Annotated in this window: 18 protein-coding genes; 15 read left to right on the forward strand and 3 right to left on the reverse strand. The window is 71.4% G+C overall.

The annotated features are described in order from the left end of the window. Nucleotides 1–2,357, forward strand: a 2,357-nt coding sequence (locus tag EEJ42_RS03890; RefSeq protein ID WP_184502920.1) for a RelA/SpoT family protein, incomplete at its 5' end; no start/stop codon positions are given. 69 nt (nucleotides 2,358–2,426) lie between these two features. On the opposite strand, the gene EEJ42_RS03895 is transcribed toward EEJ42_RS03890, so the two are convergent. Then, nucleotides 2,427–3,656, reverse strand: coding sequence for a DUF349 domain-containing protein (locus tag EEJ42_RS03895; protein ID WP_123098609.1), 1,230 nt, complete (start codon nucleotides 3,654–3,656; stop codon nucleotides 2,427–2,429). A 214-nt stretch (nucleotides 3,657–3,870) separates the two neighbouring features. Continuing rightward, a complete protein-coding gene (locus EEJ42_RS03900) occupies nucleotides 3,871–4,734 on the reverse strand; it encodes a peptidylprolyl isomerase (RefSeq protein ID WP_123098610.1) in 864 nt (287 codons plus the stop codon). 157 nt (nucleotides 4,735–4,891) lie between these two features. Here EEJ42_RS03900 and EEJ42_RS03905 point away from each other — a divergent pair, with 157 nt between their 5' ends. From EEJ42_RS03905 to EEJ42_RS03920, 4 genes are all read left to right on the forward strand, one after another. Next, nucleotides 4,892–5,611, forward strand: coding sequence for an MBL fold metallo-hydrolase (locus EEJ42_RS03905; protein WP_123098611.1), 720 nt, complete (start codon nucleotides 4,892–4,894; stop codon nucleotides 5,609–5,611). 14 nt (nucleotides 5,612–5,625) lie between these two features. Further along, nucleotides 5,626–6,888: a histidine--tRNA ligase gene (hisS, locus tag EEJ42_RS03910; protein WP_123098612.1), complete on the forward strand. Its 1,263-nt coding sequence runs from the start codon at nucleotides 5,626–5,628 to the stop codon at nucleotides 6,886–6,888. A gap of 273 nt (nucleotides 6,889–7,161) precedes the next feature. Next, the gene (locus tag EEJ42_RS03915) at nucleotides 7,162–7,809 is read left to right on the forward strand and encodes a vitamin K epoxide reductase family protein (RefSeq protein WP_123098613.1); all 648 of its coding nucleotides are present in this window, start codon (nucleotides 7,162–7,164) and stop codon (nucleotides 7,807–7,809) included. 110 nt (nucleotides 7,810–7,919) lie between these two features. After that, nucleotides 7,920–9,287, forward strand: a complete 1,368-nt coding sequence (locus EEJ42_RS03920; protein ID WP_123098614.1) for a replication-associated recombination protein A — start codon at nucleotides 7,920–7,922, stop codon at nucleotides 9,285–9,287. 86 nt (nucleotides 9,288–9,373) lie between these two features. On the opposite strand, the gene EEJ42_RS03925 is transcribed toward EEJ42_RS03920, so the two are convergent. Beyond that, the gene (locus tag EEJ42_RS03925; protein ID WP_123098615.1) at nucleotides 9,374–10,120 is read right to left on the reverse strand and encodes a DUF2470 domain-containing protein; all 747 of its coding nucleotides are present in this window, start codon (nucleotides 10,118–10,120) and stop codon (nucleotides 9,374–9,376) included. A 194-nt stretch (nucleotides 10,121–10,314) separates the two neighbouring features. Here EEJ42_RS03925 and rpsD point away from each other — a divergent pair, with 194 nt between their 5' ends. The 10 genes from rpsD (at nucleotide 10,315) to aroB (ending at nucleotide 20,786) form a co-directional block, all read left to right on the forward strand. Further along, nucleotides 10,315–10,926 (forward strand): 30S ribosomal protein S4, encoded by a 612-nt coding sequence (rpsD, locus tag EEJ42_RS03930; RefSeq protein ID WP_123098616.1) that lies wholly within the window; start codon nucleotides 10,315–10,317, stop codon nucleotides 10,924–10,926. Nucleotides 10,927–11,171: 245 nt separating this feature from the next. Continuing rightward, nucleotides 11,172–11,618 (forward strand): DUF948 domain-containing protein, encoded by a 447-nt coding sequence (locus EEJ42_RS03935; protein WP_009713640.1) that lies wholly within the window; start codon nucleotides 11,172–11,174, stop codon nucleotides 11,616–11,618. Nucleotides 11,619–11,626: 8 nt separating this feature from the next. Continuing rightward, nucleotides 11,627–11,959 carry a DUF6167 family protein gene (locus tag EEJ42_RS03940; RefSeq protein WP_123098617.1) on the forward strand — a complete coding sequence of 111 codons (333 nt, stop codon included), beginning with the start codon at nucleotides 11,627–11,629 and terminating at the stop codon, nucleotides 11,957–11,959. After that, entirely contained in the window at nucleotides 11,959–14,646 is a 2,688-nt protein-coding gene (gene alaS, locus EEJ42_RS03945) for an alanine--tRNA ligase (RefSeq protein ID WP_123098618.1), read from the forward strand. Before EEJ42_RS03940 ends, alaS begins: the two co-directional genes overlap by 1 nt. Nucleotides 14,647–14,648: 2 nt before the next feature. Beyond that, nucleotides 14,649–15,113 carry a Holliday junction resolvase RuvX gene (gene ruvX, locus EEJ42_RS03950; RefSeq protein ID WP_063728883.1) on the forward strand — a complete coding sequence of 155 codons (465 nt, stop codon included), beginning with the start codon at nucleotides 14,649–14,651 and terminating at the stop codon, nucleotides 15,111–15,113. A gap of 91 nt (nucleotides 15,114–15,204) precedes the next feature. Then, entirely contained in the window at nucleotides 15,205–16,968 is a 1,764-nt protein-coding gene (mltG, locus tag EEJ42_RS03955) for an endolytic transglycosylase MltG (protein WP_123098619.1), read from the forward strand. 7 nt (nucleotides 16,969–16,975) lie between these two features. After that, nucleotides 16,976–17,818 (forward strand): shikimate dehydrogenase, encoded by an 843-nt coding sequence (locus EEJ42_RS03960; protein ID WP_123098620.1) that lies wholly within the window; start codon nucleotides 16,976–16,978, stop codon nucleotides 17,816–17,818. 147 nt (nucleotides 17,819–17,965) lie between these two features. Continuing rightward, the gene (aroC, locus tag EEJ42_RS03965; protein ID WP_123098621.1) at nucleotides 17,966–19,150 is read left to right on the forward strand and encodes a chorismate synthase; all 1,185 of its coding nucleotides are present in this window, start codon (nucleotides 17,966–17,968) and stop codon (nucleotides 19,148–19,150) included. Between the two features lie 47 nt (nucleotides 19,151–19,197). Next, nucleotides 19,198–19,680, forward strand: a complete 483-nt coding sequence (locus tag EEJ42_RS03970; RefSeq protein WP_123098622.1) for a shikimate kinase — start codon at nucleotides 19,198–19,200, stop codon at nucleotides 19,678–19,680. Then, a complete protein-coding gene (gene aroB / locus EEJ42_RS03975; RefSeq protein WP_123098623.1) occupies nucleotides 19,677–20,786 on the forward strand; it encodes a 3-dehydroquinate synthase in 1,110 nt (369 codons plus the stop codon). Before EEJ42_RS03970 ends, aroB begins: the two co-directional genes overlap by 4 nt. Nucleotides 20,787–21,285: the final 499 nt, after the last annotated feature.

Raw genomic sequence — 21,285 nt, forward strand, 5'->3', positions numbered from 1 at the left:
CGGCGGGCGAGCTGCGGCCCGCCCCGGCCGCGCCGCGCACCACGCAGAGCCCGGCCCCGCGTTCCGGCTCGTCGAACCGGGTGCGGGCCCGCCTGGCCCGCCTCGGCGTGCAGCGCTCCAGCCCGTACAACCCGGTCCTGGAGCCCCTGCTGCGCATCGTGCGCGGCAACGACCCCAAGGCGGACGGCGCCACGCTGCGCCAGATCGAGCGCGCGTACCAGGTGGCCGAGCGCTGGCACCGCGGCCAGAAGCGCAAGAGCGGCGATCCGTACATCACCCACCCGCTCGCGGTGACCACGATCCTCGCCGAGCTGGGTATGGATCCGGCCACGCTGATGGCCGGGCTGCTGCACGACACCGTCGAGGACACCGAGTACGGCCTGGACACCCTGCGCCGCGACTTCGGCGATCAGGTCGCCCTGCTCGTCGACGGTGTCACCAAGCTGGACAAGGTCAAGTTCGGCGAGGCGGCCCAGGCCGAGACCGTGCGCAAGATGGTCGTCGCGATGGCCAAGGACCCCCGGGTCCTGGTGATCAAGCTCGCCGACCGGCTGCACAACATGCGCACCATGCGCTACCTGAAGCGGGAGAAGCAGGAGAAGAAGGCCCGCGAGACGCTGGAGATCTACGCCCCGCTCGCCCACCGGCTGGGCATGAACACCATCAAGTGGGAGCTGGAGGACCTCGCCTTCGCGATCCTCTACCCCAAGATGTACGACGAGATCGTCCGGCTGGTCGCCGAGCGCGCCCCCAAGCGCGACGAGTACCTGGCCGTCGTCACCGACCAGGTCCAGGGCGATCTGCGGGCGGCCCGGATCAAGGCGACCGTCACCGGCCGCCCCAAGCACTACTACTCCGTCTACCAGAAGATGATCGTGCGGGGCCGGGACTTCGCCGAGATCTACGACCTGGTGGGCATCAGGGTGCTCGTCGACACCGTCCGCGACTGCTACGCGGCGCTGGGGACCATCCACGCGCGGTGGAACCCGGTGCCCGGGCGGTTCAAGGACTACATCGCGATGCCCAAGTTCAACATGTACCAGTCGCTGCACACGACGGTCATCGGGCCCAGCGGCAAGCCGGTCGAGCTACAGATCCGCACCTTCGACATGCACCGCCGCGCGGAGTACGGCATCGCCGCGCACTGGAAGTACAAGCAGGAGGCGGTCGCCGGGACCTCCAAGGTGCGCACCGACGTGCCCCGGGGCAAGGCGGGCAAGGACGACGCCGTCAACGACATGGCGTGGCTGCGGCAGCTCCTGGACTGGCAGAAGGAGACCGAGGACCCGGGCGAGTTCCTGGAGTCGCTGCGCTTCGACCTGTCCCGCAACGAGGTCTTCGTCTTCACGCCCAAGGGCGACGTCATAGCGCTGCCGGCCGGGGCCACCCCGGTGGACTTCGCGTACGCCGTCCACACCGAGGTCGGCCACCGCACCATCGGGGCCCGGGTCAACGGGCGGCTGGTGCCGCTGGAGTCGACCCTCGACAACGGCGACCTGGTGGAGGTCTTCACCTCCAAGGCGGCCGGTGCCGGGCCGTCCCGCGACTGGCTGGGCTTCGTCAAGTCACCGCGGGCCCGCAACAAGATCCGCGGCTGGTTCTCCAAGGAGCGCCGCGACGAGGCCATCGAGCAGGGCAAGGACGCGATCGTCCGGGCGATGCGCAAGCAGAACCTGCCGATCCAGCGGATCCTGACCGGCGACTCGCTGGTCACCCTGGCCCACGAGATGCGCTACCCGGACATCTCCTCGCTCTACGCGGCCATCGGCGAGGGCCACGTCTCCGCGCAGAACGTGGTCGGCAAGCTCGTGTCGGCCCTCGGCGGCGAGGAGGCGGCCAACGAGGACATCGCCGAGACCGCCCCGCCCATCCGGCGCTCCAAGCGCCGCTCCAGCGCCGACCCGGGCGTCGTGGTCAAGGGCGTCGAGGACGTGTGGGTCAAGCTGGCCCGCTGCTGTACGCCGGTGCCGGGCGACCCGATCATCGGCTTCGTCACCCGCGGCAGCGGCGTCTCGGTGCACCGTGCCGACTGCGTCAACGTGGACTCGCTGTCCCAGCAGCCCGAGCGCATCCTCGACGTCGAATGGGCGCCCACCCAGTCCTCGGTCTTCCTGGTGGCCATCCAGGTCGAGGCGCTGGACCGGTCCCGGCTGCTGTCGGACGTCACCCGCGTCCTGTCCGACCAGCACGTCAACATCCTCTCCGCGGCCGTCCAGACCTCCCGCGACCGGGTGGCCACCTCGCGCTTCACCTTCGAGATGGGCGACCCCAAGCACCTGGGACACGTCCTGAAGGCCGTACGCGGCGTCGAGGGCGTCTACGACGTGTACCGGGTCACTTCGGCCCGCGCACGCTGAGAAAACGCCGCAGAACGCGAAGGGCGGCCCCGGTCTCCCGGGGCCGCCCTTCGCGTCAGGTGTCGGGCGTCAGCCGCCGAACTCCTCCAGGCCCTTCAGCGCCTGGTCCAGCAGCGCCTGTCGCCCCTCCAGCTCCTTGGAGAGCTTGTCGGCCTTCGCGTTGTTCCCCGCCGCGCGGGCCGCGTCGATCTGGGAACGGAGCTTGTCGACCGCGTCCTGGAGCTGGCCGGTGAGCCCCTGGGCGCGCGCCCGCGCCTCGGGGTTCGTACGCCGCCACTCGGCCTCCTCGGCCTCCTGGAAGGCGCGCTCGACCGCGTGCAGCCGGCCCTCGATGCGGGAGCGGGCGTCCCGCGGCACGTGGCCGATGGCCTCCCACCGCTCGTTGATCGACCGGAACGCCGCGCGGGACGCCTTCAGGTCCGAGATCGGCAGCAGCTTCTCGGCCTCGACGACCAGCTCCTCCTTGCGGGTCAGGTTCTCCCGCTGCTCGGCGTCGCGCTCCGCGAAGACCGCGCCCCGGGCCTGGAAGAAGACGTCCTGGGCGCCCCGGAAGCGGTTCCACAGGTCGTCCTCGTGCTCGCGCTGCGCGCGGCCCGCGGCCTTCCAGTCGGCCATCAGCTCCCGGTAGCGGGCCGCGGTCGGCCCCCACTCGGTGGAGCCGGACAGCGCCTCCGCCTCGGCGACCAGCTTCTCCTTGGTCTGCCGGGCCTCCTCCCGCTGCGCGTCCAGCGCCGCGAAGTGCGCCTTGCGCCGCTTGGAGAACGCCGAGCGGGCGTGCGAGAACCGGTGCCACAGCTGGTCGTCCGTCTTGCGGTCCAGCCGCGGCAGGCCCTTCCAGGTGTCGACCAGGGCGCGCAGCCGCTCCCCGGCCGCCCGCCACTGCTCGCTGGCCGCCAGCTCCTCGGCCTCGGCGACCAGCGCCTCCTTGGCCTGGCGCGCCTCGTCGGCCTGGACCGCCTTGGCCGCCCGGCGCTCCTCGCGGCGCGCCTCGACGTCCTTGGCCAGCTGGTCGAGCCGCTTGCGCAGCGCATCCAGGTCGCCGACCACATGGTGCTCGTCGACCTGCTGCCGGATGTGCTCGATGGCCGCCGTCGCGTCCTTGGCCGACAGGTCGGTGGTCTTGACCCGGCGCTCGAGAAGGTCGATCTCGACGACCAGACCGTCGTACTTGCGCTCGAAGTAGGCGAGGGCCTCGTCCGGCGATCCCGCCTGCCACGATCCGACGACCTGCTCACCGTCGGCCGTACGCACGTACACGGTCCCCGCCTCGTCGACGCGGCCCCAAGGCTCGCTGCTCACAGCGCCTCCTCCACATGATGCCGGGGCGGGCGTGCGGCCCGCGGGCATCGTCCACAGTTTCTTACGGCCGGGCAGCGACGCCCGGACCGGTCTCCCAGCAGGGTGGTGCGGCCATCGCGGCAGACACCCTGCACACCGCCAACATAGGCGACCGGTGCCCCGGCTGTCCGTATCCTGCGCGACCGAAATTTCGCAGTACGCACGCCCGGCGACCTCAGGACTTTCCGACCGTCGCCTTGTTGATCACCACGCTGGCGTTCGGAGCGGTGTTCTGCATCTGGTCGGGGGCCGCCGCTCCGGCCTTGGCGATCTTCTTCAGGACCTTCATGCCGTCCTTGGAGATCTTCCCGAAGGGCGTGTAGTCCGGCGGCAGCGGGCTGTCCTGGTAGACCAGGAAGAACTGGCTGCCGCCGCTGTTGCGGCCCTGCTTGGTCTGCGGGTTGTACTGGTTCGCCATCGCGACCGTGCCCGCCGGGTACTTGCCGCCCTTGAGCGCAGGGTCCTTCAGGTTCTCGTCCGGCAGCTTGTAGCCGGGGCCGCCCGCGCCGGTGCCCTGCGGGTCGCCGCACTGGAGCACGTAGATCCCCTGGTTCACCAGCCGGTGGCACTTGGTGTGGTCGAAGTACCCCTTTCCGGCCAGGAAGTCGAACGAGTTGACCGTGTGCGGCGCCTTCGCGGCGTCCATGTCGATGGAGATGTCCCCACAAGTGGTCTCCAGCTTCATGGAGTACGAGGCCGACTTGTCGATGGAGACCGCGGGCTCCTTCTTGAACGACATCTTCTTCGGCTTCTTGTCCGCGACCGCCTTCGCCTCCTCGGCGCACGGGTCCGGCGCCTTGCTGTTGGCGGGGGCCGAAGGAGTGGACGCGGCGGCGTCGTCCTTCTTCTTGTCCTTGTCGTCCCCGGAGAACGCGCCCGCGGCCGCCACGGCACCGCCGCCGGCCAGCACCACGGCCAGCACGGAGGCGATCACCACATTGCGCTGGCGGGACTTGCGCCGTGCCGTCTCGCGCCGCTGCTGCTGCCGCAGGTACTTCTCCCGGGCAAGTTGCCGCCGCCGCTGCTCGCTACTGACCACCGGGTCGTCTCCTCACGCCGTATGTCATCGGTGTCCTGCCGGAGGGCTCGGCCGTACCGTATACGGGTTCGCTGTGCCGGGCCCGCCGCCGGTAGGCTCTGGAGCTGCCGACATTCTTCCGCCGGCCGACTCTTCCGGACGACATTTAAGGACGATCGTGCTCATTGCCGGGTTCCCCGCCGGGGCCTGGGGGACCAACTGCTACCTGGTCGCCCCCGCCGCAGGCGAGGAGTGCGTGATCATCGACCCGGGCCACCAGGCGGCCGAAGGCGTCGAGGAGGCCGTCGCCAAACACCGGCTCAAGCCCGTCGCCGTCATCCTCACCCACGGCCACATCGACCACGTCGCCTCGGTGGTCCCGGTCTGCGGCGCCCATGACGTACCGGCGTGGATCCACCCCGCCGACCGCTACATGATGAGCGACCCGGCCAAGGCGCTCGGGCGGTCCATCGGTACGCAGCTGATGGGCGAGCTGACCGTCGGCGAACCGGACGACGTCAAGGAGCTGGCCGACGGCTCCGAACTGAAGCTGGCCGGGCTGGAGTTCACCGTCGCGCACGCGCCGGGCCATACCAAGGGGTCGGTGACCTTCAGGCTGCCCGAACAGGCGGACATCCCGTCCGTGTTCTTCTCGGGCGACCTGCTCTTCGCCGGCTCCATCGGACGCACCGATCTGCCCGGCGGCGACCACGCCGAGATCCTCGAGTCCCTGGCCCGTGTGTGCCTGCCGCTCGACGACTCGACCGTGGTGCTGTCCGGCCACGGCCCCCAGACCAGCATCGGCCGCGAGCGCGCCACCAACCCCTTCCTGCGGCAGGTGGCCGCCGGCCCCGGAGACGCCGCCGACGCGGCCGCGCCTCCGCGACGAGGAATGTGACGAGAGAACCCACGTTGAGCACCTTCAAGGCCCCCAAGGGCACCTACGACCTGATCCCGCCGGTCTCCGCGACCTACCTCGCGGTGCGGGACGCCATCGCCACCCCGCTCCGGCGGTCCGGCTACGGCTACATCGAGACGCCCGGCTTCGAGAACGTCGAACTCTTCGCGCGCGGCGTCGGCGAGTCCACCGACATCGTCACCAAGGAGATGTACACCCTCACCACCAAGGGCGGCGACGAGCTGGCGCTGCGCCCCGAGGGGACCGCGTCGGTGCTGCGCGCCGCGCTGGAGGCCAACCTGCACAAGGCGGGCAGCCTGCCCGTCAAGCTCTGGTACTCCGGCTCGTACTACCGCTACGAGCGTCCCCAGAAGGGCCGCTACCGGCACTTCTCGCAGGTCGGTGCCGAGGCGATCGGCGCCGAGGACCCGGCCCTGGACGCCGAGCTGATCATCCTCGCGCACGACGCCTACCGGTCGCTGGGGCTCCGTAACTTCCGGATCCTGCTGAACTCGCTGGGCGACGCCGAGTGCCGCCCCGTCTACCGGGCCGCCCTCCAGGACTTCCTGCGCGGGCTCGACCTGGACGAGGACACCCGGCGGCGCATCGACATCAACCCGCTGCGGGTGCTCGACGACAAGCGCGACGCCGTCCAGAAGCAGCTGGCCGGGGCGCCGCTGCTGCGCGACTACCTGTGCGACGGCTGCCGGGAGTACCACGCGCGGGTGCGCGAGCTGATCACCGCGCAGGGCGTGGTCTTCGAGGACGACGTGAAGCTGGTCCGCGGCCTCGACTACTACACCCGGACCACGTTCGAGTTCGTCCACGACGGGCTCGGCTCGCAGTCCGCGGTCGGCGGCGGCGGCCGGTACGACGGCCTGTCCGAGATGATCGGCGGCCCGGCCCTGCCGTCGGTGGGCTGGGCGCTCGGCGTCGACCGTACGGTGCTGGCGCTGGAGGCCGAGGGCGTCCGGCTGGACCTGCCCGACGCGACGAGCGTCTTCGCCGTGCCGCTGGGGGAGGAGGCCCGGAAGGTCCTCTTCGGCCTGGTCGGCGAGCTGCGCAAGGAAGGCGTGGCGACGGACTTCGCGTACGGCGGCAAGGGGCTCAAGGCCGCGATGAAGGCCGCGAACCGCAGCGGCGCGCGGTACGCGATCGTGGCGGGCGAGCGGGACCTCACCGAGGGCGTGGTCCAGCTGAAGGACATGGAATCGGGCGAGCAGGAGGCCGTTCCGCTGACCAAGATCGTGACCGCGGTCCAGTCGAAGCTGGGCTGACCGCCCGGGTCGGGGCCGTCGTCAACGCGGCGGAACCGATTCATCCGGCCAATCGAGACCGTCCCGCGCTTGCCGGTCCCGCCCCTCCCGGGGCGGGATCCCGGCCCCGGGAGGGGCGGGTTCTCAGCCCCCTCCGCCCGTCCTTATCCCCGCTGAACGGGGGACCCGGGAAGATGGTCGGGCCCTGACAACGGGGCGTTGTGGCCCCGTGGGTTGGGGCACAATGGCCGTGCCCGACGGGGCCGGACAGTGTGGAGAGCGACGGACGGCGATATGGCGACGACACTGATGGACGACGTGGAGTCCGACGAGGCGCGGGACGGCGCGCGAGCCGGAACGGGAGGCGGCCGCGCCTTCGCGGTCCTGCTCGTGATCACCGGCGCGATGGGGCTGCTGGCGGCCTGGGTCATCACGCTCGACAAGAACAAGATCCTCGAGTACAAGGCCGACGGCAAGGTCTTCACCCCCGGTTGCAGCCTCAACCCCGTGGTCTCCTGCGGCAACATCATGGAGAGCAAGCAGGCCGAGGCGTTCGGCTTCCCGAACCCGATGCTCGGCCTGGTCGCCTACGGCATCGTGATCTGCGTGGGCGTGTCCCTGCTGGCCGGGGCGCGCTTCCCGCGCTGGTACTGGCTGACGTTCAACGCGGGCACCCTCTTCGGCGTCGGATTCGTGACCTGGCTCCAGTACGAGTCGCTGTACGTCATCGGCTCGCTGTGCCTGTGGTGCTGCCTCGCCTGGGTCGCCACCATCGTGATGTTCTGCTACGTCACCGGCCACAATCTCAAGCACGGGTACCTCCCGGCACCGGACGGGCTGCGGCGCGGGCTGCTGGAGTTCCACTGGGTGGTGCCGGTGATGTGGCTCGGCGTGATCGGGATGCTCATCCTGACCCGCTGGTGGGACTTCTGGACCAGCTAGGGGGAGTCGTGCCGATCATGCCGGGCTCCCGACGCCTGGCCCGAACCCCGTAGAACCGGCCCCGCCCCCGGGAAAAGGGCGCTGTCGGTGGGGTGTCATAGGCTTCCCGGGTGGAGCCAGATCTGTTCACCGCCGCCGCCGAGGACCGCCAGGAGAAGGACCCGTCCAGCAGTCCGCTGGCCGTGCGCATGCGCCCGCGCACGCTGGACGAGGTCGTGGGCCAGCAGCATCTGCTGCGCCCCGGATCGCCGTTGCGGAGACTGGTCGGCGAGGGCAGCGGAGGACCGGCCGGGCCGTCCTCGGTGCTGCTGTGGGGCCCGCCCGGCATCGGCAAGACCACGCTCGCGTACGTGGTCAGCCAGGCCACCCAGAAGCGGTTCGTGGAGCTGTCGGCGATCACCGCGGGGGTGAAGGAGGTGCGGGCCGTCATCGACGGGGCGCGCCGCTCCTCGGGGGCGTACGGCAGGGAGACCGTGCTCTTCCTGGACGAGATCCACCGCTTCAGCAAGGCGCAGCAGGATTCGCTGCTGCCCGCAGTGGAGAACCGCTGGGTCACCCTGATCGCGGCCACCACCGAGAACCCGTACTTCTCGGTGATCTCCCCGCTGCTGTCCCGCTCGCTGCTGCTCACCCTGGAGTCGCTCACCGACGACGATCTGCGCGGGCTGCTGCGCCGCGCGCTGGCCGACGAGCGGGGGCTCGGCGGCGCGGTCACCCTCCCCGACGAGGCCGAGGCGCATCTGCTGCGGATCGCGGGCGGCGACGCCCGGCGGGCGCTCACCGCCCTGGAGGCGGGTGCCGGGTCGGCGATCGCCAAGGGCGAGGCGGAGATCACGCTGACCACGCTGGAGGAGGCGGTCGACCGGGCCGCGGTCACCTACGACCGCGCCGGTGACCAGCACTATGACGTGGCGAGCGCGCTCATCAAGTCGATCCGCGGCTCGGACGTGGACGCCGCGCTGCACTATCTGGCGCGGATGATCGAGGCGGGGGAGGACCCGCGGTTCATCGCGCGCCGGCTGATGATCTCGGCGAGCGAGGACATCGGGCTGGCCGACCCGACCGCCCTGCCCACCGCCGTGGCGGCGGCGCAGGCGGTCGCGATGATCGGCTTCCCCGAGGCCGCCCTGACGCTGAGCCACGCCACGATCGCGCTGGCGCTCGCACCGAAGTCCAACGCGGCCACGACGGCGATCGGGGCGGCGCTGGCGGATGTCCGCGCGGGGCTCGCGGGCCCGGTGCCGCCGCACCTGCGGGACGGGCACTACAAGGGCGCCGAAAAGCTCGGCCACGCCCAGGGGTATCTGTATCCGCACGATCTGCCGGGCGGCATCGCGGCGCAGCAGTACGCGCCGGACAAGATCCACGGAAAGCGCTACTACGAGCCGACGCGGTACGGGGCGGAGGCCCGCTACGCCGATGTGGTCGAGCGGGTCCGGGCGCGGCTGCGCGGCGACCCGCCGCCGGAGTCCTCGTAGCGGAGCCTTCCCGAACCCGGCCCCCGGACCCTAGTCGGCGGCCGCCTCGAACAGGGCGTGCATCGCGCGGCGCAGTTCGGANGACCCTAGTCGGCGGCCGCCTCGAACAGGGCGTGCATCGCGCGGCGCAGTTCGGAGACGCTCCGCACCGGCTCCGGGAAGTCGAAGCGCGCGTCGAACGGCTGGTCGGCGTCGTCCGTGAAGCGGACGCGCAGGCCGAACCGGTCGAGGGCCACGGGGATCGCGGGGCCGCGGGTGCACACCGTGGACGAGCGCTCGCCCAGCAGGGCGCACAGCCCGCGCACCTGGTCGCTGTGGGCCGCGTGGAGGTGCTGGAGCAGCTCGGCCTCGTGCGGGGCGAGCGGGTCGGGGGTGGCCTGGGCGAAGTCGTCCGGCTCGACGCCGTCCGCACCCCACAGGTCGTCCACGCAGGCCTCGCCGACCTCCAGCCGCAGCAGCGTCCAGGCGGCTGTCCGGCCGTGCGGCCCGGCTGCGGAGTCGGGCTGGAGGGCGTCCCCGAGGCCCAGCAGCTCGCCGACCGGATGGTGCTGGGCGAGCAGCGCCGCGCTCGCGGCGCGGTCGCCGCCGCGTACGGGGGTGAGCCAGCCGGCCACCCAGGCGCGGCCGCGGATGCGCTGGGGTACCGAGACCGGGGCGACGTCCGTGATCTCCATCACGCAGGTCAGATCGTCGTCCTGCGCGTAGGCCGCGGCGCGGGCCGCCGGTGAGCCGCCGGAAACCAGCAACAGCACGTCGCCGTCCGGAGTGACGGCGCGGGCGGCCGGTCCGTCCATGCCGAGATCGTCGGGGACCTCGATTCCGGGAATCGTCAACGACGCCGTAGCCTTGGCATCTACGAGAGTCCGTACACGCTCTGCCGCCGTCGGCCGCAGGGCGTCTTCCTTGGGACGCGGCTGACCTTCCTGAAGGCTCTGACCAGTGCTGGGCAGGGGGATCCCAGGTCGAAACATGCGTACTCCTCGGCTAAGGTAAGGCTCACCTAACTTACATCGGAGGTCCGTTCCACGTGAACCAGTCGCGTCCCAAGGTCAAGAAGTCGCGCGCACTCGGCATCGCGCTGACGCCGAAGGCCGTCAAGTACTTCGAGGCCCGTCCCTACCCGCCCGGCGAGCACGGCCGTGGCCGCAAGCAGACCAGTGACTACAAGGTCCGGCTGCTGGAGAAGCAGCGTCTGCGCGCTCAGTACGACATCAGCGAGCGCCAGATGGTGCGTGCCTACGACCGCGCTCGGAAGGTCGAAGGCAAGACAGGCGAAGCCCTGATCATCGAGCTTGAGCGCCGTCTGGACGCGCTCGTCCTGCGGTCGGGAATCGCCCGCACGATCTACCAGGCCCGCCAGATGGTGGTCCACGGTCACATCGAGGTCAACGGCCGCAAGGTCGACAAGCCCTCCTTCCGGGTCAGCCCGGACGACGTGGTGATGGTCCGCGAGCGCAGCCGCGAGAAGCACCCCTTCCAGGTGGCCCGCGAGGGTGGCTACGCCCCCGACGGCGAGACCCCGCGCTACCTCCAGGTCAACCTGAAGGCGCTGGCCTTCCGCCTCGACCGGGACCCGAACCGCAAGGAGGTCCCGGTGATCTGCGACGAGCAGCTCGTCGTCGAGTACTACGCCCGCTGATCCAGCGGACGCCGCGTACTCATCCAGCCCGCGGGTTCCCCGTCGACCGGTGTGTCGAAGGGGAACCCGCGGGCTGTTTGGCCCGAGCGGAATGCGTTTCGGCCGGACCTGCACGGCGCGATAGGGTCGATACCTGCCGCCCGCGCCCGGATGACCGCCCGAGAACGCCGGGCGACGGACGACTCGAACGACGGACGACCTGAACAACGACGACCGACGTGATCGGCAGCAGGGAGCGGTGCAACGTGTCCGGTGGAGAGGTGGCCGGGATCCTCGTGGCCGTCTTCTGGGCGATCCTGGTGTCCTTCCTCGCCCTCGCCCTGGTGAGGCTCGCCCAGACGCTCAAGGCGGCGACCCGGCTGGTGGCGGAGGTGACCGAGCAGGCGGTGCCCCTGCTCAGCGAGGCGTCCGCGACCGTGCGCGAGGCGAACACCCAGCTCGCGCGCGTGGACTCGATCGCCTCCGACGTCCAGGAGGTCACCTCGAACGCCTCCGCGCTGTCCTCGACCGTCTCCTCCGCCTTCGGCGGACCGCTGGTCAAGGTGGCGGCGTTCGGCTACGGCGTCCGGCGCGCGATCGGCCGGAAGGCGGCCCCCGAAGACGCGCCCGCGCGCACCGGCACCGTTGTCATCGGCAAGACCTTGCCGTCCGCCCGCCGGGGCGGCCGCCGCAACCGTGGATCGAAGGGCTGAGAGACCGGATGTTCCGCCGCACATTCTGGTTCACCACCGGCGTCGCAGCCGGTGTGTGGGCCACCACCAAGGTCCAGCGCAAGCTCAATCAGCTCACCCCTGAGAGCCTGGCGGCGCAGGCCGCCGACCGGGCGGTGCTCGCCGGACGGCGGATCAAGGTCTTCGCGCTCGACGTGCGCGACGGCATGGCCGACCGCGAGGCGGCCCTCAAGGACGCCCTGGGCCTGACCTCGGCGCCGCCCGCCAACGACCTCACACAGCTGCCGGCCCAGCGCGGCCGGATCCAGCTCACCCACACGTCCCCCTACCCCCACCCGAACGCCCGAAATGAGGACCACTGATGGAGTCGGCTGAAATCCGCCGCCGCTGGCTGCGCTTCTTCGAGGAGCGCGGGCACACCGTCGTGCCGTCGGCGTCGCTCATCGCGGACGACCCGACCCTGCTGCTCGTCAACGCGGGCATGGTCCCCTTCAAGCCGTTCTTCCTGGGTGAGGTCCAGCCGCCCTACAAGCGCGCCGTGAGCGTGCAGAAGTGCGTGCGTACGCCGGACATCGAAGAGGTCGGCAAGACCACCCGGCACGGCACGTTCTTCCAGATGTGCGGCAACTTCTCGTTCGGCGACTACTTCAAGGAAGGGGCCATCACCTACGCCTGGGAGCTGCTCACCGGCTCGGTGGCGGACGGTGGCTACGGCCTCGACCCCGAGCGGCTCTGGATCACCGTCTACGAGCAGGACGACGAGGCCGAGCGCATCTGGCGCGACGTCGTCGGCGTCCCCGCCGAGCGGATCCAGCGCCTGGGCATGGGCCCCAACTACTGGTCCATGGGCGTCCCCGGCCCCTGCGGCCCCTGCTCCGAGATCAACTACGACCGTGGTCCGGAGTTCGGCGTGGAGGGCGGCCCGGCCGTCAACGACGAGCGCTACGTGGAGATCTGGAACCTGGTCTTCATGCAGTACGAGCGCGGTCCGGGCGAGGGCAAGGAGAACTTCCCGATCCTCGGCGAGCTGCCCAGCAAGAACATCGACACCGGCCTCGGCCTCGAGCGCCTCGCGATGATCCTCCAGGGCGTACAGAACATGTACGAGACCGACACCCTGCGCGTCGTGATGGACAAGGCCACCGAGCTGACCGGCGTCGCCTACGGCTCCTCCCACGACACCGACGTGTCGCTGCGCGTGGTCGCCGACCACATGCGCACCTCCGTCATGCTCATCGGCGACGGCGTCACCCCCGGCAACGAGGGCCGCGGCTATGTACTGCGCCGCATCATGCGCCGCGCCATCCGCAACATGCGCATCCTCGGCGCCGCCGAGCCGGTCGTCGGCGAACTGGTGGACACCGTCCTGAAGACGATGGGCCAGCAGTACCCGGAGCTGCTGACCGACCGCAAGCGCATCGAGACCGTCGCGCTCGCCGAGGAGTCGGCCTTCCTGAAGACCCTCAAGGCCGGCACCAACATCCTCGACACCGCCGTCACCGACACCAAGGCCGCGGGCGGCTCGGTGCTCCCCGGCGACAAGGCGTTCCTGCTCCACGACACCTGGGGCTTCCCGATCGACCTCACCCTGGAGATGGCCGCCGAACAGGGCCTCTCCGTGGACGAGGACGGCTTCCGCCGCCTGATGCGGGAGCAGCGGGAGCGCGCCAAGGCCGACGCCAAGGCCAAGAAGACCGGTCACGCCGACCTGTCCGCCTACCGCGAGGTCGCCGACACCTCCGGCTCCACCGAGTTCACCGGCTACAGCGACACCTCCGGCGAGTCCACCGTCGTCGGCCTGCTGGTCGACGGGGTGTCCTCGCCCGCCGCCTCCGAGGGCGACGAGGTCGAGGTCGTCCTGGACCGCACCCCGTTCTACGCCGAGGGCGGCGGCCAGCTCGCCGACACCGGCAAGATCAAGCTGGCCTCCGGCGCCGTCGTCGAGGTGCGGGACGTCCAGCAGCCGGTGCCCGGCGTCAGCGTGCACAAGGGCGTCGTCCAGGTCGGCGAGGTGACGGTCGGCTCCGGCGCGTACGCCGAGATCGACGTCAAGCGCCGCCGGGCCATCGCCCGCGCCCACAGCGCCACCCACCTCACCCACCAGGCGCTGCGCGACGCCCTGGGCCCGACCGCCGCCCAGGCCGGTTCGGAGAACTCGCCCGGCCGCTTCCGCTTCGACTTCGGCTCGCCGTCCGCCGTCCCCGGCGGGGTGCTCACCGACGTCGAGCAGAAGATCAACGAGGTGCTCTCCCGCGAACTCGACGTCACCGCCGAGGTGATGAGCATGGACGACGCCAAGAAGCAGGGCGCCATCGCCGAGTTCGGCGAGAAGTACGGCGACCGGGTGCGCGTGGTGACCATCGGTGACTTCTCCAAGGAGCTGTGCGGCGGTACGCACGTCCACAACACCGCCCAGCTGGGCCTGGTGAAGCTGCTCGGCGAGTCCTCCATCGGCTCCGGTGTGCGCCGCGTGGAGGCCCTGGTGGGCGTGGACGCGTACAACTTCCTCGCGCGTGAGCACACGGTCGTCTCCCAGCTGACCGACCTGGTCAAGGGCCGTCCGGAGGAGCTTCCGGAGAAGATCTCCGGCATGCTCACCAAGCTCAGGGACGCCGAGAAGGAGATCGAGCGGTTCCGCGCCGAGAAGGTGCTCCAGGCCGCCGCCGGGCTCGCCGAGGGCGCCAAGGACGTCCGCGGTGTCGCCCTGGCCACCGGCCGGGTGCCGGACAGCACGACCGCCGACGACCTGCGCAAGCTGGTGCTGGACGTGCGCGGACGGCTGGACCAGAAGTCGGGGGCCGTCGACCGGCCCGCCGTCGTCGCCCTGTTCACCGTGGCGAACGGCCGCCCGCTGACCGTCATTGCCACCAACGAGGCGGCACGCGAGCGCGGTCTCAAGGCCGGTGACCTGGTCCGCACCGCCGCCAAGACGCTCGGCGGCGGAGGCGGCGGCAAGCCGGACGTCGCCCAGGGCGGCGGCCAGAACCCGGACGCCGTCGGCGACGCCATCGAGGCCGTCGAGCGGCTCGTCGCGGAATCGGGCCAGTAGCCGTGCGGCGCGGCCGGCGCATCGCCATCGACGTCGGGGACGCCCGGATCGGGGTCGCCTCGTGCGACCCCGACGGGATCCTCGCCACCCCCGTGGAGACCGTGCCGGGACGGGACATCCCGGCCGCCCACAAGCGGCTGGCGGCCATCGTCGAGGAGTACGAGCCCATCGAGGTGGTGATCGGCCTCCCGCGCTCGCTCAACGGGCGCGAGGGGCCGGCCGCGGCCAAAGTGCGCACCTTCGCCCGCGAGTTGGCGCGGCGGGTCCAGCCGGTGTCCGTGCGGCTGGTCGACGAGCGTATGACGACCGTCACAGCGGCGCATGGGCTCCGGGCGTCCGGGGTGTCGTCCAAGAAGGGCCGTTCGGTCGTTGACCAGGCAGCCGCGGTGGTCATTCTGCAAAGCGCGCTGGAGACCGAGCGGGCCTCCGGCAGGGCGCCGGGCGAGGCCGTCGAAGTGGTCATCTGATCGCGATACGGTAACGTTCCGCGCGACATGGCAGCCGTCGCTTGTGCCGCGAGCGCACCGGGCGGCTGCCACCGCCATCGCTAGGGGTTCGATGACTGAGTACGGCCGGGGACCCGGCTCCCAACCGTGGCATCCCGAGGACCCGTTGTACGGGGACCAGGGGTGGGGCGGCCACCAGGCCGTGACCGGTCAGGACCCGTACCCGCAGGACCCGAACGATCCGTACGGGCAGGTCCCCTACCCCCGGGACGGATACGCGCAGGACGGTTACGCCCCGGGCGTCCACGGCCAGGACCTCTACGGGCAGGACCCGTACGGGCACCAGCAGTACCCGCACGGATACCCGCAGGACGCGCAGCCGTTCCCGCAGCAGCAACAGCAGCCCTCCTGGGACCAGCAGGTCCAGCAGGGTCAGCAGGCACAGCAGGCACAGCAGGGTTACGACAACGGCGGCTGGGACGGCTCGTACGGCGCCGGGATGGACCCGAACGACCCGTACGGCTACGCGGCCCAGGGCGGCGTCCAGGAGGGCTTCCCGCAGCAGGCGGCGCACGAGCCGCCGCAGGACGCGCAGATGCCGGGGGAGACCCAGCAGATGCCCCAGGTGCCGCAGGAGGCGGCGCAGGAGCCGCGGGAGGCCCCGCAGGACCGCCCTGACGACCATCCGTTCTTCCGGAACGACAGTGGTGCCGACGGCGGCGACAGCGCGGCGGACGACGAGGACGCTGCCTCCGAGGGCCGCTCCAAGAAATCCAAGAAATCCAAGAAGGCGGAGTCCGGGACCAAGCGCCGCAGCGGGGTCGCCTGCCTCTTCGTCACCGTCGTCCTGGTGGGCGCCGTCGGCGGAGGCGGCTACTTCGCGTACGACTTCTGGCAGACCCGCTTCGGACCGGCGCCGGACTACGCGGGCCAGGGCACCGGTCAGGTCGAGGTGGAGGTTCCCGACGGTTCCGGCAATGCCGAGATCGGCAGCATCCTCGCCGAAAAGGGCGTGGTGAAGAGCAGCGGCGCATTCGTGGAAGCCGTCGAGGACAGCGGCAAGTTCGTCCAGCCGGGCAGCTACAGCCTCCGCAAGGAAATGTCCGGCGCGGCCGCGGTGAAGCTGATGCTCAGCCCCGCGGGCAACAATGCCCTGATCGTCACCGAGGGCATGCGCGACGTCGCGGTCTATGCCGCGATCGACAAGAAGACCGGCGTCAAGGCGGGCACCACGGCGGGCGTTGCCAAGAAGCAGGCCAAGAGCCTCGGGCTGCCGTCCTGGGCGAACGACAATGCGAAGATCAAGGATCCGCTGGAAGGATTCCTCTACCCGTCCCGCTACAGCGTGGGCAAGAACGCCAAGCCCGCTGACGTGCTGCGCAAGATGGTCGCCGAGGCCAAGCGGAACTACGCGCGGTACGACCTGGAGGGCAAGGCCAAGGAGGAGGGCCTCGACTCCCCGCTCCAGCTGCTCACCGTGGCGAGCCTGGTCCAGGCGGAGGGCATCACCCACAGCGACTTCCGGCAAATGGCCGAGGTGGTCTACAACCGGCTCGAGGTCGGCAACACCCAGACCAATGGCAAGCTGGAATTCGACTCGACGTACAACTACATCAAGAACCAGAGCAAGCTCGATATCCCGATCAGCGAGATCAAGGGATACGACAACCCGTACAACACCTACTTCTACAAGGGGCTGCCGCCCGGACCGATCGGCAATCCGGGTGCGGACGCGCTGAAGGCGTCCATGAACCCGACCGACAACGGGTGGTTCTACTTCATCTCGCTCGACGGCAAGACGAGCGAGTTCTCCAAGACCTACGCGGAGCACCAGAAGTTGGTCGACAAGTTCAACAAGCAGCGCAGGAACGGCTAGGAACCCCATGTCCCACACCCGCCGCGCGGCCGTGCTCGGCTCGCCGGTCGCCCACTCCCTGTCCCCGGCGCTGCACAACGCCGCGTACCGGAAGCTGGGCCTCGACGGCTGGACCTACGGCGCCGTCGAACTGGACGAGGCCGCGCTGCCCGGCTTCTTCGAGCGGATCGGCGGGCCGGGGGAGCAGGGCTGGGCGGGGTTCTCGGTGACCATGCCGCTCAAGCGCGCGGTCATCCCGCTGCTGGACCGCATCAGCGACACGGCGGCCTCGGTGGAGGCGGTCAACACGGTCGTCCTGACCGACGACGGCCGACGGATCGGCGACAACACCGACATCCCGGGCATGGTGGCGGCGCTCGCGGAGCGCGGCGTCCGGCGCGTGGAGCGGGCCGCCGTCCTGGGCGCCGGGGCCACCGCCTCCTCCGCCCTGGCCGCGCTCGCCCGCATCTGCGACGGCGAGGTCACCGCGTACGTCCGCAGCGACGCCCGGGCGGCCGAGATGCGGCAGTGGGGCGAGCGGCTGGGGGTGCCGGTGCGCACGGCGGACTGGGCCGCCGCGACCGAGGCGTTCGACGCCCCGCTGGTGATCGCCACCACCCCCGCCGGGACGACCGACGCGCTCGCCGCGTCCGTCCCCGAGCGCCCCGGCACGCTCTTCGACGTGCTCTACGACCCCTGGCCGACCGCGCTGGCCGCCGCCTGGTCGGCGCGCGGCGGGGCCGTGGTCGGCGGGCTCGACCTGCTGGTCCACCAGGCCGTGCCGCAGGTCGAGCAGATCACCGGGCGTGCCCCGGCGCCGCTCGCCGCCATGCGCGAGGCGGGCGAGGCGGCCCTCGCCGCCCGCTCCTGACGCCCGCGCGCCGTCTCAGGCCCAGGTCCGTCTGGTGGACCACCACCCCGGGCCCTCCGGCGGACGTGGGAGGATCGGTAGGAGGCGGGCCAGGGCCGCACCAGGTCCCGCCGCTACACGTCGAGGGGCAAGCATGAGGGAGCACCGTTGAGCAGGTTGCGCTGGCTGACCGCGGGGGAGTCGCACGGCCCCGCGCTTGTGGCGACGCTGGAGGGGCTGCCCGCAGGGGTGCCGATCACCACCGACATGGTGGCGGACGCCCTCGCGCGGCGCCGTCTCGGCTACGGCCGCGGGGCGCGGATGAAGTTCGAGCGCGACGAGGTCACCTTCATCGGCGGCGTCCGGCACGGCCTCACCCTCGGCTCCCCGGTCGCGATCATGGTCGGCAACACCGAGTGGCCCAAGTGGGAACAGGTCATGGCCGCCGACCCGGTCGACCCCGAGATCCTGGACGGGCTGGCCCGTAACGCGCCGCTGACCCGCCCCCGCCCCGGCCACGCCGACCTGGCCGGAATGCAGAAGTACGGCTTCGACGAGGCCCGGCCCATCCTGGAGCGCGCCAGCGCCCGCGAGACCGCCGCCCGCGTCGCCCTCGGTACCGTGGCCCGCTCCTACCTCAAGGAGACGGCCGGGATCGAGATCGTCTCCCATGTGACCGAGCTGGCCGCGGCCAAGGCCCCGTACGGCGTCTACCCCAAGCCGTCCGACGTCGAGCGGCTCGACGCCGACCCGGTGCGCTGCCTGGACGCCGACGCGAGCAAGGCGATGGTGGCCGAGATCGACCAGGCCCACAAGGACGGCGACACCCTCGGCGGCGTCGTCGAGGTGCTGGCGTACGGCGTGCCGGTGGGCCTCGGCTCGCATGTGCACTGGGACCGCCGGCTGGACGCGCGGCTGGCCGCCGCGCTGATGGGCATCCAGGCCATCAAGGGCGTCGAGGTCGGCGACGGCTTCGACCTCGCCCGGGTGCCCGGCTCCCAGGCGCACGACGAGATCGTGTCGACCGACGAGGGCATCAAGCGCTCCTCCGGCCGCTCCGGCGGCACCGAGGGCGGGCTGACCACGGGTGAGCTGCTGCGGGTGCGGGCCGCGATGAAGCCGATCGCGACCGTGCCCCGCGCGCTGGCCACCGTCGACGTCACCACCGGCGAGGCCACCAAGGCCCACCACCAGCGCTCGGACGTGTGCGCGGTGCCCGCCGCGGGCATCGTCGCCGAGGCCATGGTCGCCCTGGTGCTGGCCGACGCGGTCGCCGAGAAGTTCGGCGGCGACTCGGTCGCCGAGACCCGCCGCAACGTGCGGGGCTTCCTCGACAGCCTGGCCATCCGGTGAGCGGCCCCAGCGCGCCGGAGGGGCCCGCGACCGTCCTGGTCGGACCCATGGGCGTCGGGAAGAGCACCGTCGGACGGGTGCTCGCGGAGCGGCTGGGCACCACGTTCCGCGACACCGACACCGACATCGTGGAGACCGCGGGCAAGGAGATCTCCGAGATCTTCATCGACGAGGGCGAACCCCACTTCCGCGAGCTGGAGCGGCAGGCCGTGGCGACCGCCATCGCCGGGCACCCGGGCGTGCTGGCGCTCGGCGGCGGCGCGATCCTGGACCCGGGCACCCGCGCCCTGCTCACCGGCCTGCCGGTGGTCTTCCTGGAGATGGGCGTCGCCGAGGCCGTCAAGCGCACCGGCCTGGACGCCCCCCGCCCACTGCTCGCCGTCAACCCCCGCCAGCGCTGGCGGGAGCTGATGGAGCAGCGCCGCCCGCTGTACACCGAAGTCGCCCGGGCCGTCGTGACGACCGAGGGCCGCACCCCCGACGAGGTCGCCGACGCCGTCATGGACGCACTGGAGCTGAAGAAGGCATGAGCACCGAAACCCCCACGCGCATCCAGGTCGGCGGGACCGCGGGCACCGCGCCGTACGAGGTCCTGGTCGGCCGGCAGCTCCTCGGCGAGCTGCCCGGCCTGATCGGGGAAGCGGTCAAGCGCGTCGCCGTCCTGCACCCCGAGGCGCTGGCCGAGACCGGTGAGGCGATCCGCCAGGACCTCGCCGACCAGGGGTACGAGGCCATCGCGATCCAGCTGCCGAACGCGGAGGAGGCCAAGACCGCCGAGGTCGCCGCGTACTGCTGGAAGGCGCTCGGCCAGACCGGCTTCACCCGCAGCGACGTCATCGTAGGCGTCGGCGGCGGCGCGACCACCGACATCGCCGGGTTCGTCGCCGCCACCTGGCTGCGCGGGGTGCGCTGGATCGCCGTCCCGACGACCGTGCTCGGCATGGTCGACGCGGCGGTCGGCGGCAAGACCGGCATCAACACCGCCGAGGGCAAGAACCTCGTCGGCGCCTTCCACCCCCCGGCCGGGGTGCTGTGCGACCTGGCCGCGCTGGACTCGCTGCCGGTCAACGACTACATCAGCGGCCTCGCCGAGGTCATCAAGGCCGGATTCATCGCCGACCCGGCCATCCTGGAGCTGATCGAGCAGGACCCGGCCGCGGCCCGCGTCCCCGGCGGTCCGCACACCGCCGAGCTGATCGAGCGCTCCATCCGGGTCAAGGCCGAGGTCGTCTCCAGCGACCTCAAGGAATCCGGCCTGCGCGAGATCCTCAACTACGGGCACACCCTCGCGCACGCCATCGAGAAGAACGAGCGCTACAACTGGCGGCACGGCGCCGCCGTCTCCGTCGGCATGGTCTTCGCCGCCGAACTGGGCCGTCTCGCGGGCCGCTTGGACGACGCCACCGCCGACCGGCACCGCGCGGTCCTGGAGTCCGTCGGCCTGCCGCTCACCTACCGCGGCGACCAGTGGCCCAAGCTGCTGGAGACCATGAAGGTCGACAAGAAATCCCGCGGTGACCTGCTGCGTTTCATCGTGCTGGACGGCATCGCCAAGCCGACCGTGCTGGAAGGGCCGGACCCGGCGGTGCTGCTCGCGGCGTACGGGGAGATCTCCCGGGAGAGCTCGCAGGGCTGACCCGGTTCGGTCACAACTGTGTCATCGCCAGGGAAGCCCGCGGCACCGCCGCGGGCTTTCCAACACCCCGTCATGCGCCCGCAGTTGAGGGCCTCCCCGGACGAATTGCCTGGCTGACGCGCCGAAACGGGCACGCATCGGGTTTCCGGGGCGTTCACACAGCGGCGGCCTGGCCAGGTACCGTTCGGTAGGAGCGGCCTCAGCGCCGCGTCACCACGCGACAGTTGTCCGTCACGACTGCCGCCTGTACGAGACGGAGTGCCACCGGATGCAGCACGCAGTGGGAGCTCCGCTGCCACCGTCCCACCGGCCGGCGGGGCAGGGGCCCGGGCCGCAGGACGCAGGCTGGGCCCAGAGCGCGAGTCAGCCCCCCGGTCCCCCTCCGCACCACCCGGCCCCGCCCGTACCTCCGATGCCCACCCCACCGGCCCGGCCCGCGCACCCCGCCGCGCCCATGCCGCCGGTGCCCGTGCCCCCGGTGCCCGCACCGCCCGCGCCC

This window comes from Streptomyces botrytidirepellens (assembly GCF_003721215.1).
In the GTDB taxonomy this organism is placed as follows: Bacteria; Actinomycetota; Actinomycetes; order Streptomycetales; family Streptomycetaceae; genus Streptomyces; species Streptomyces himastatinicus.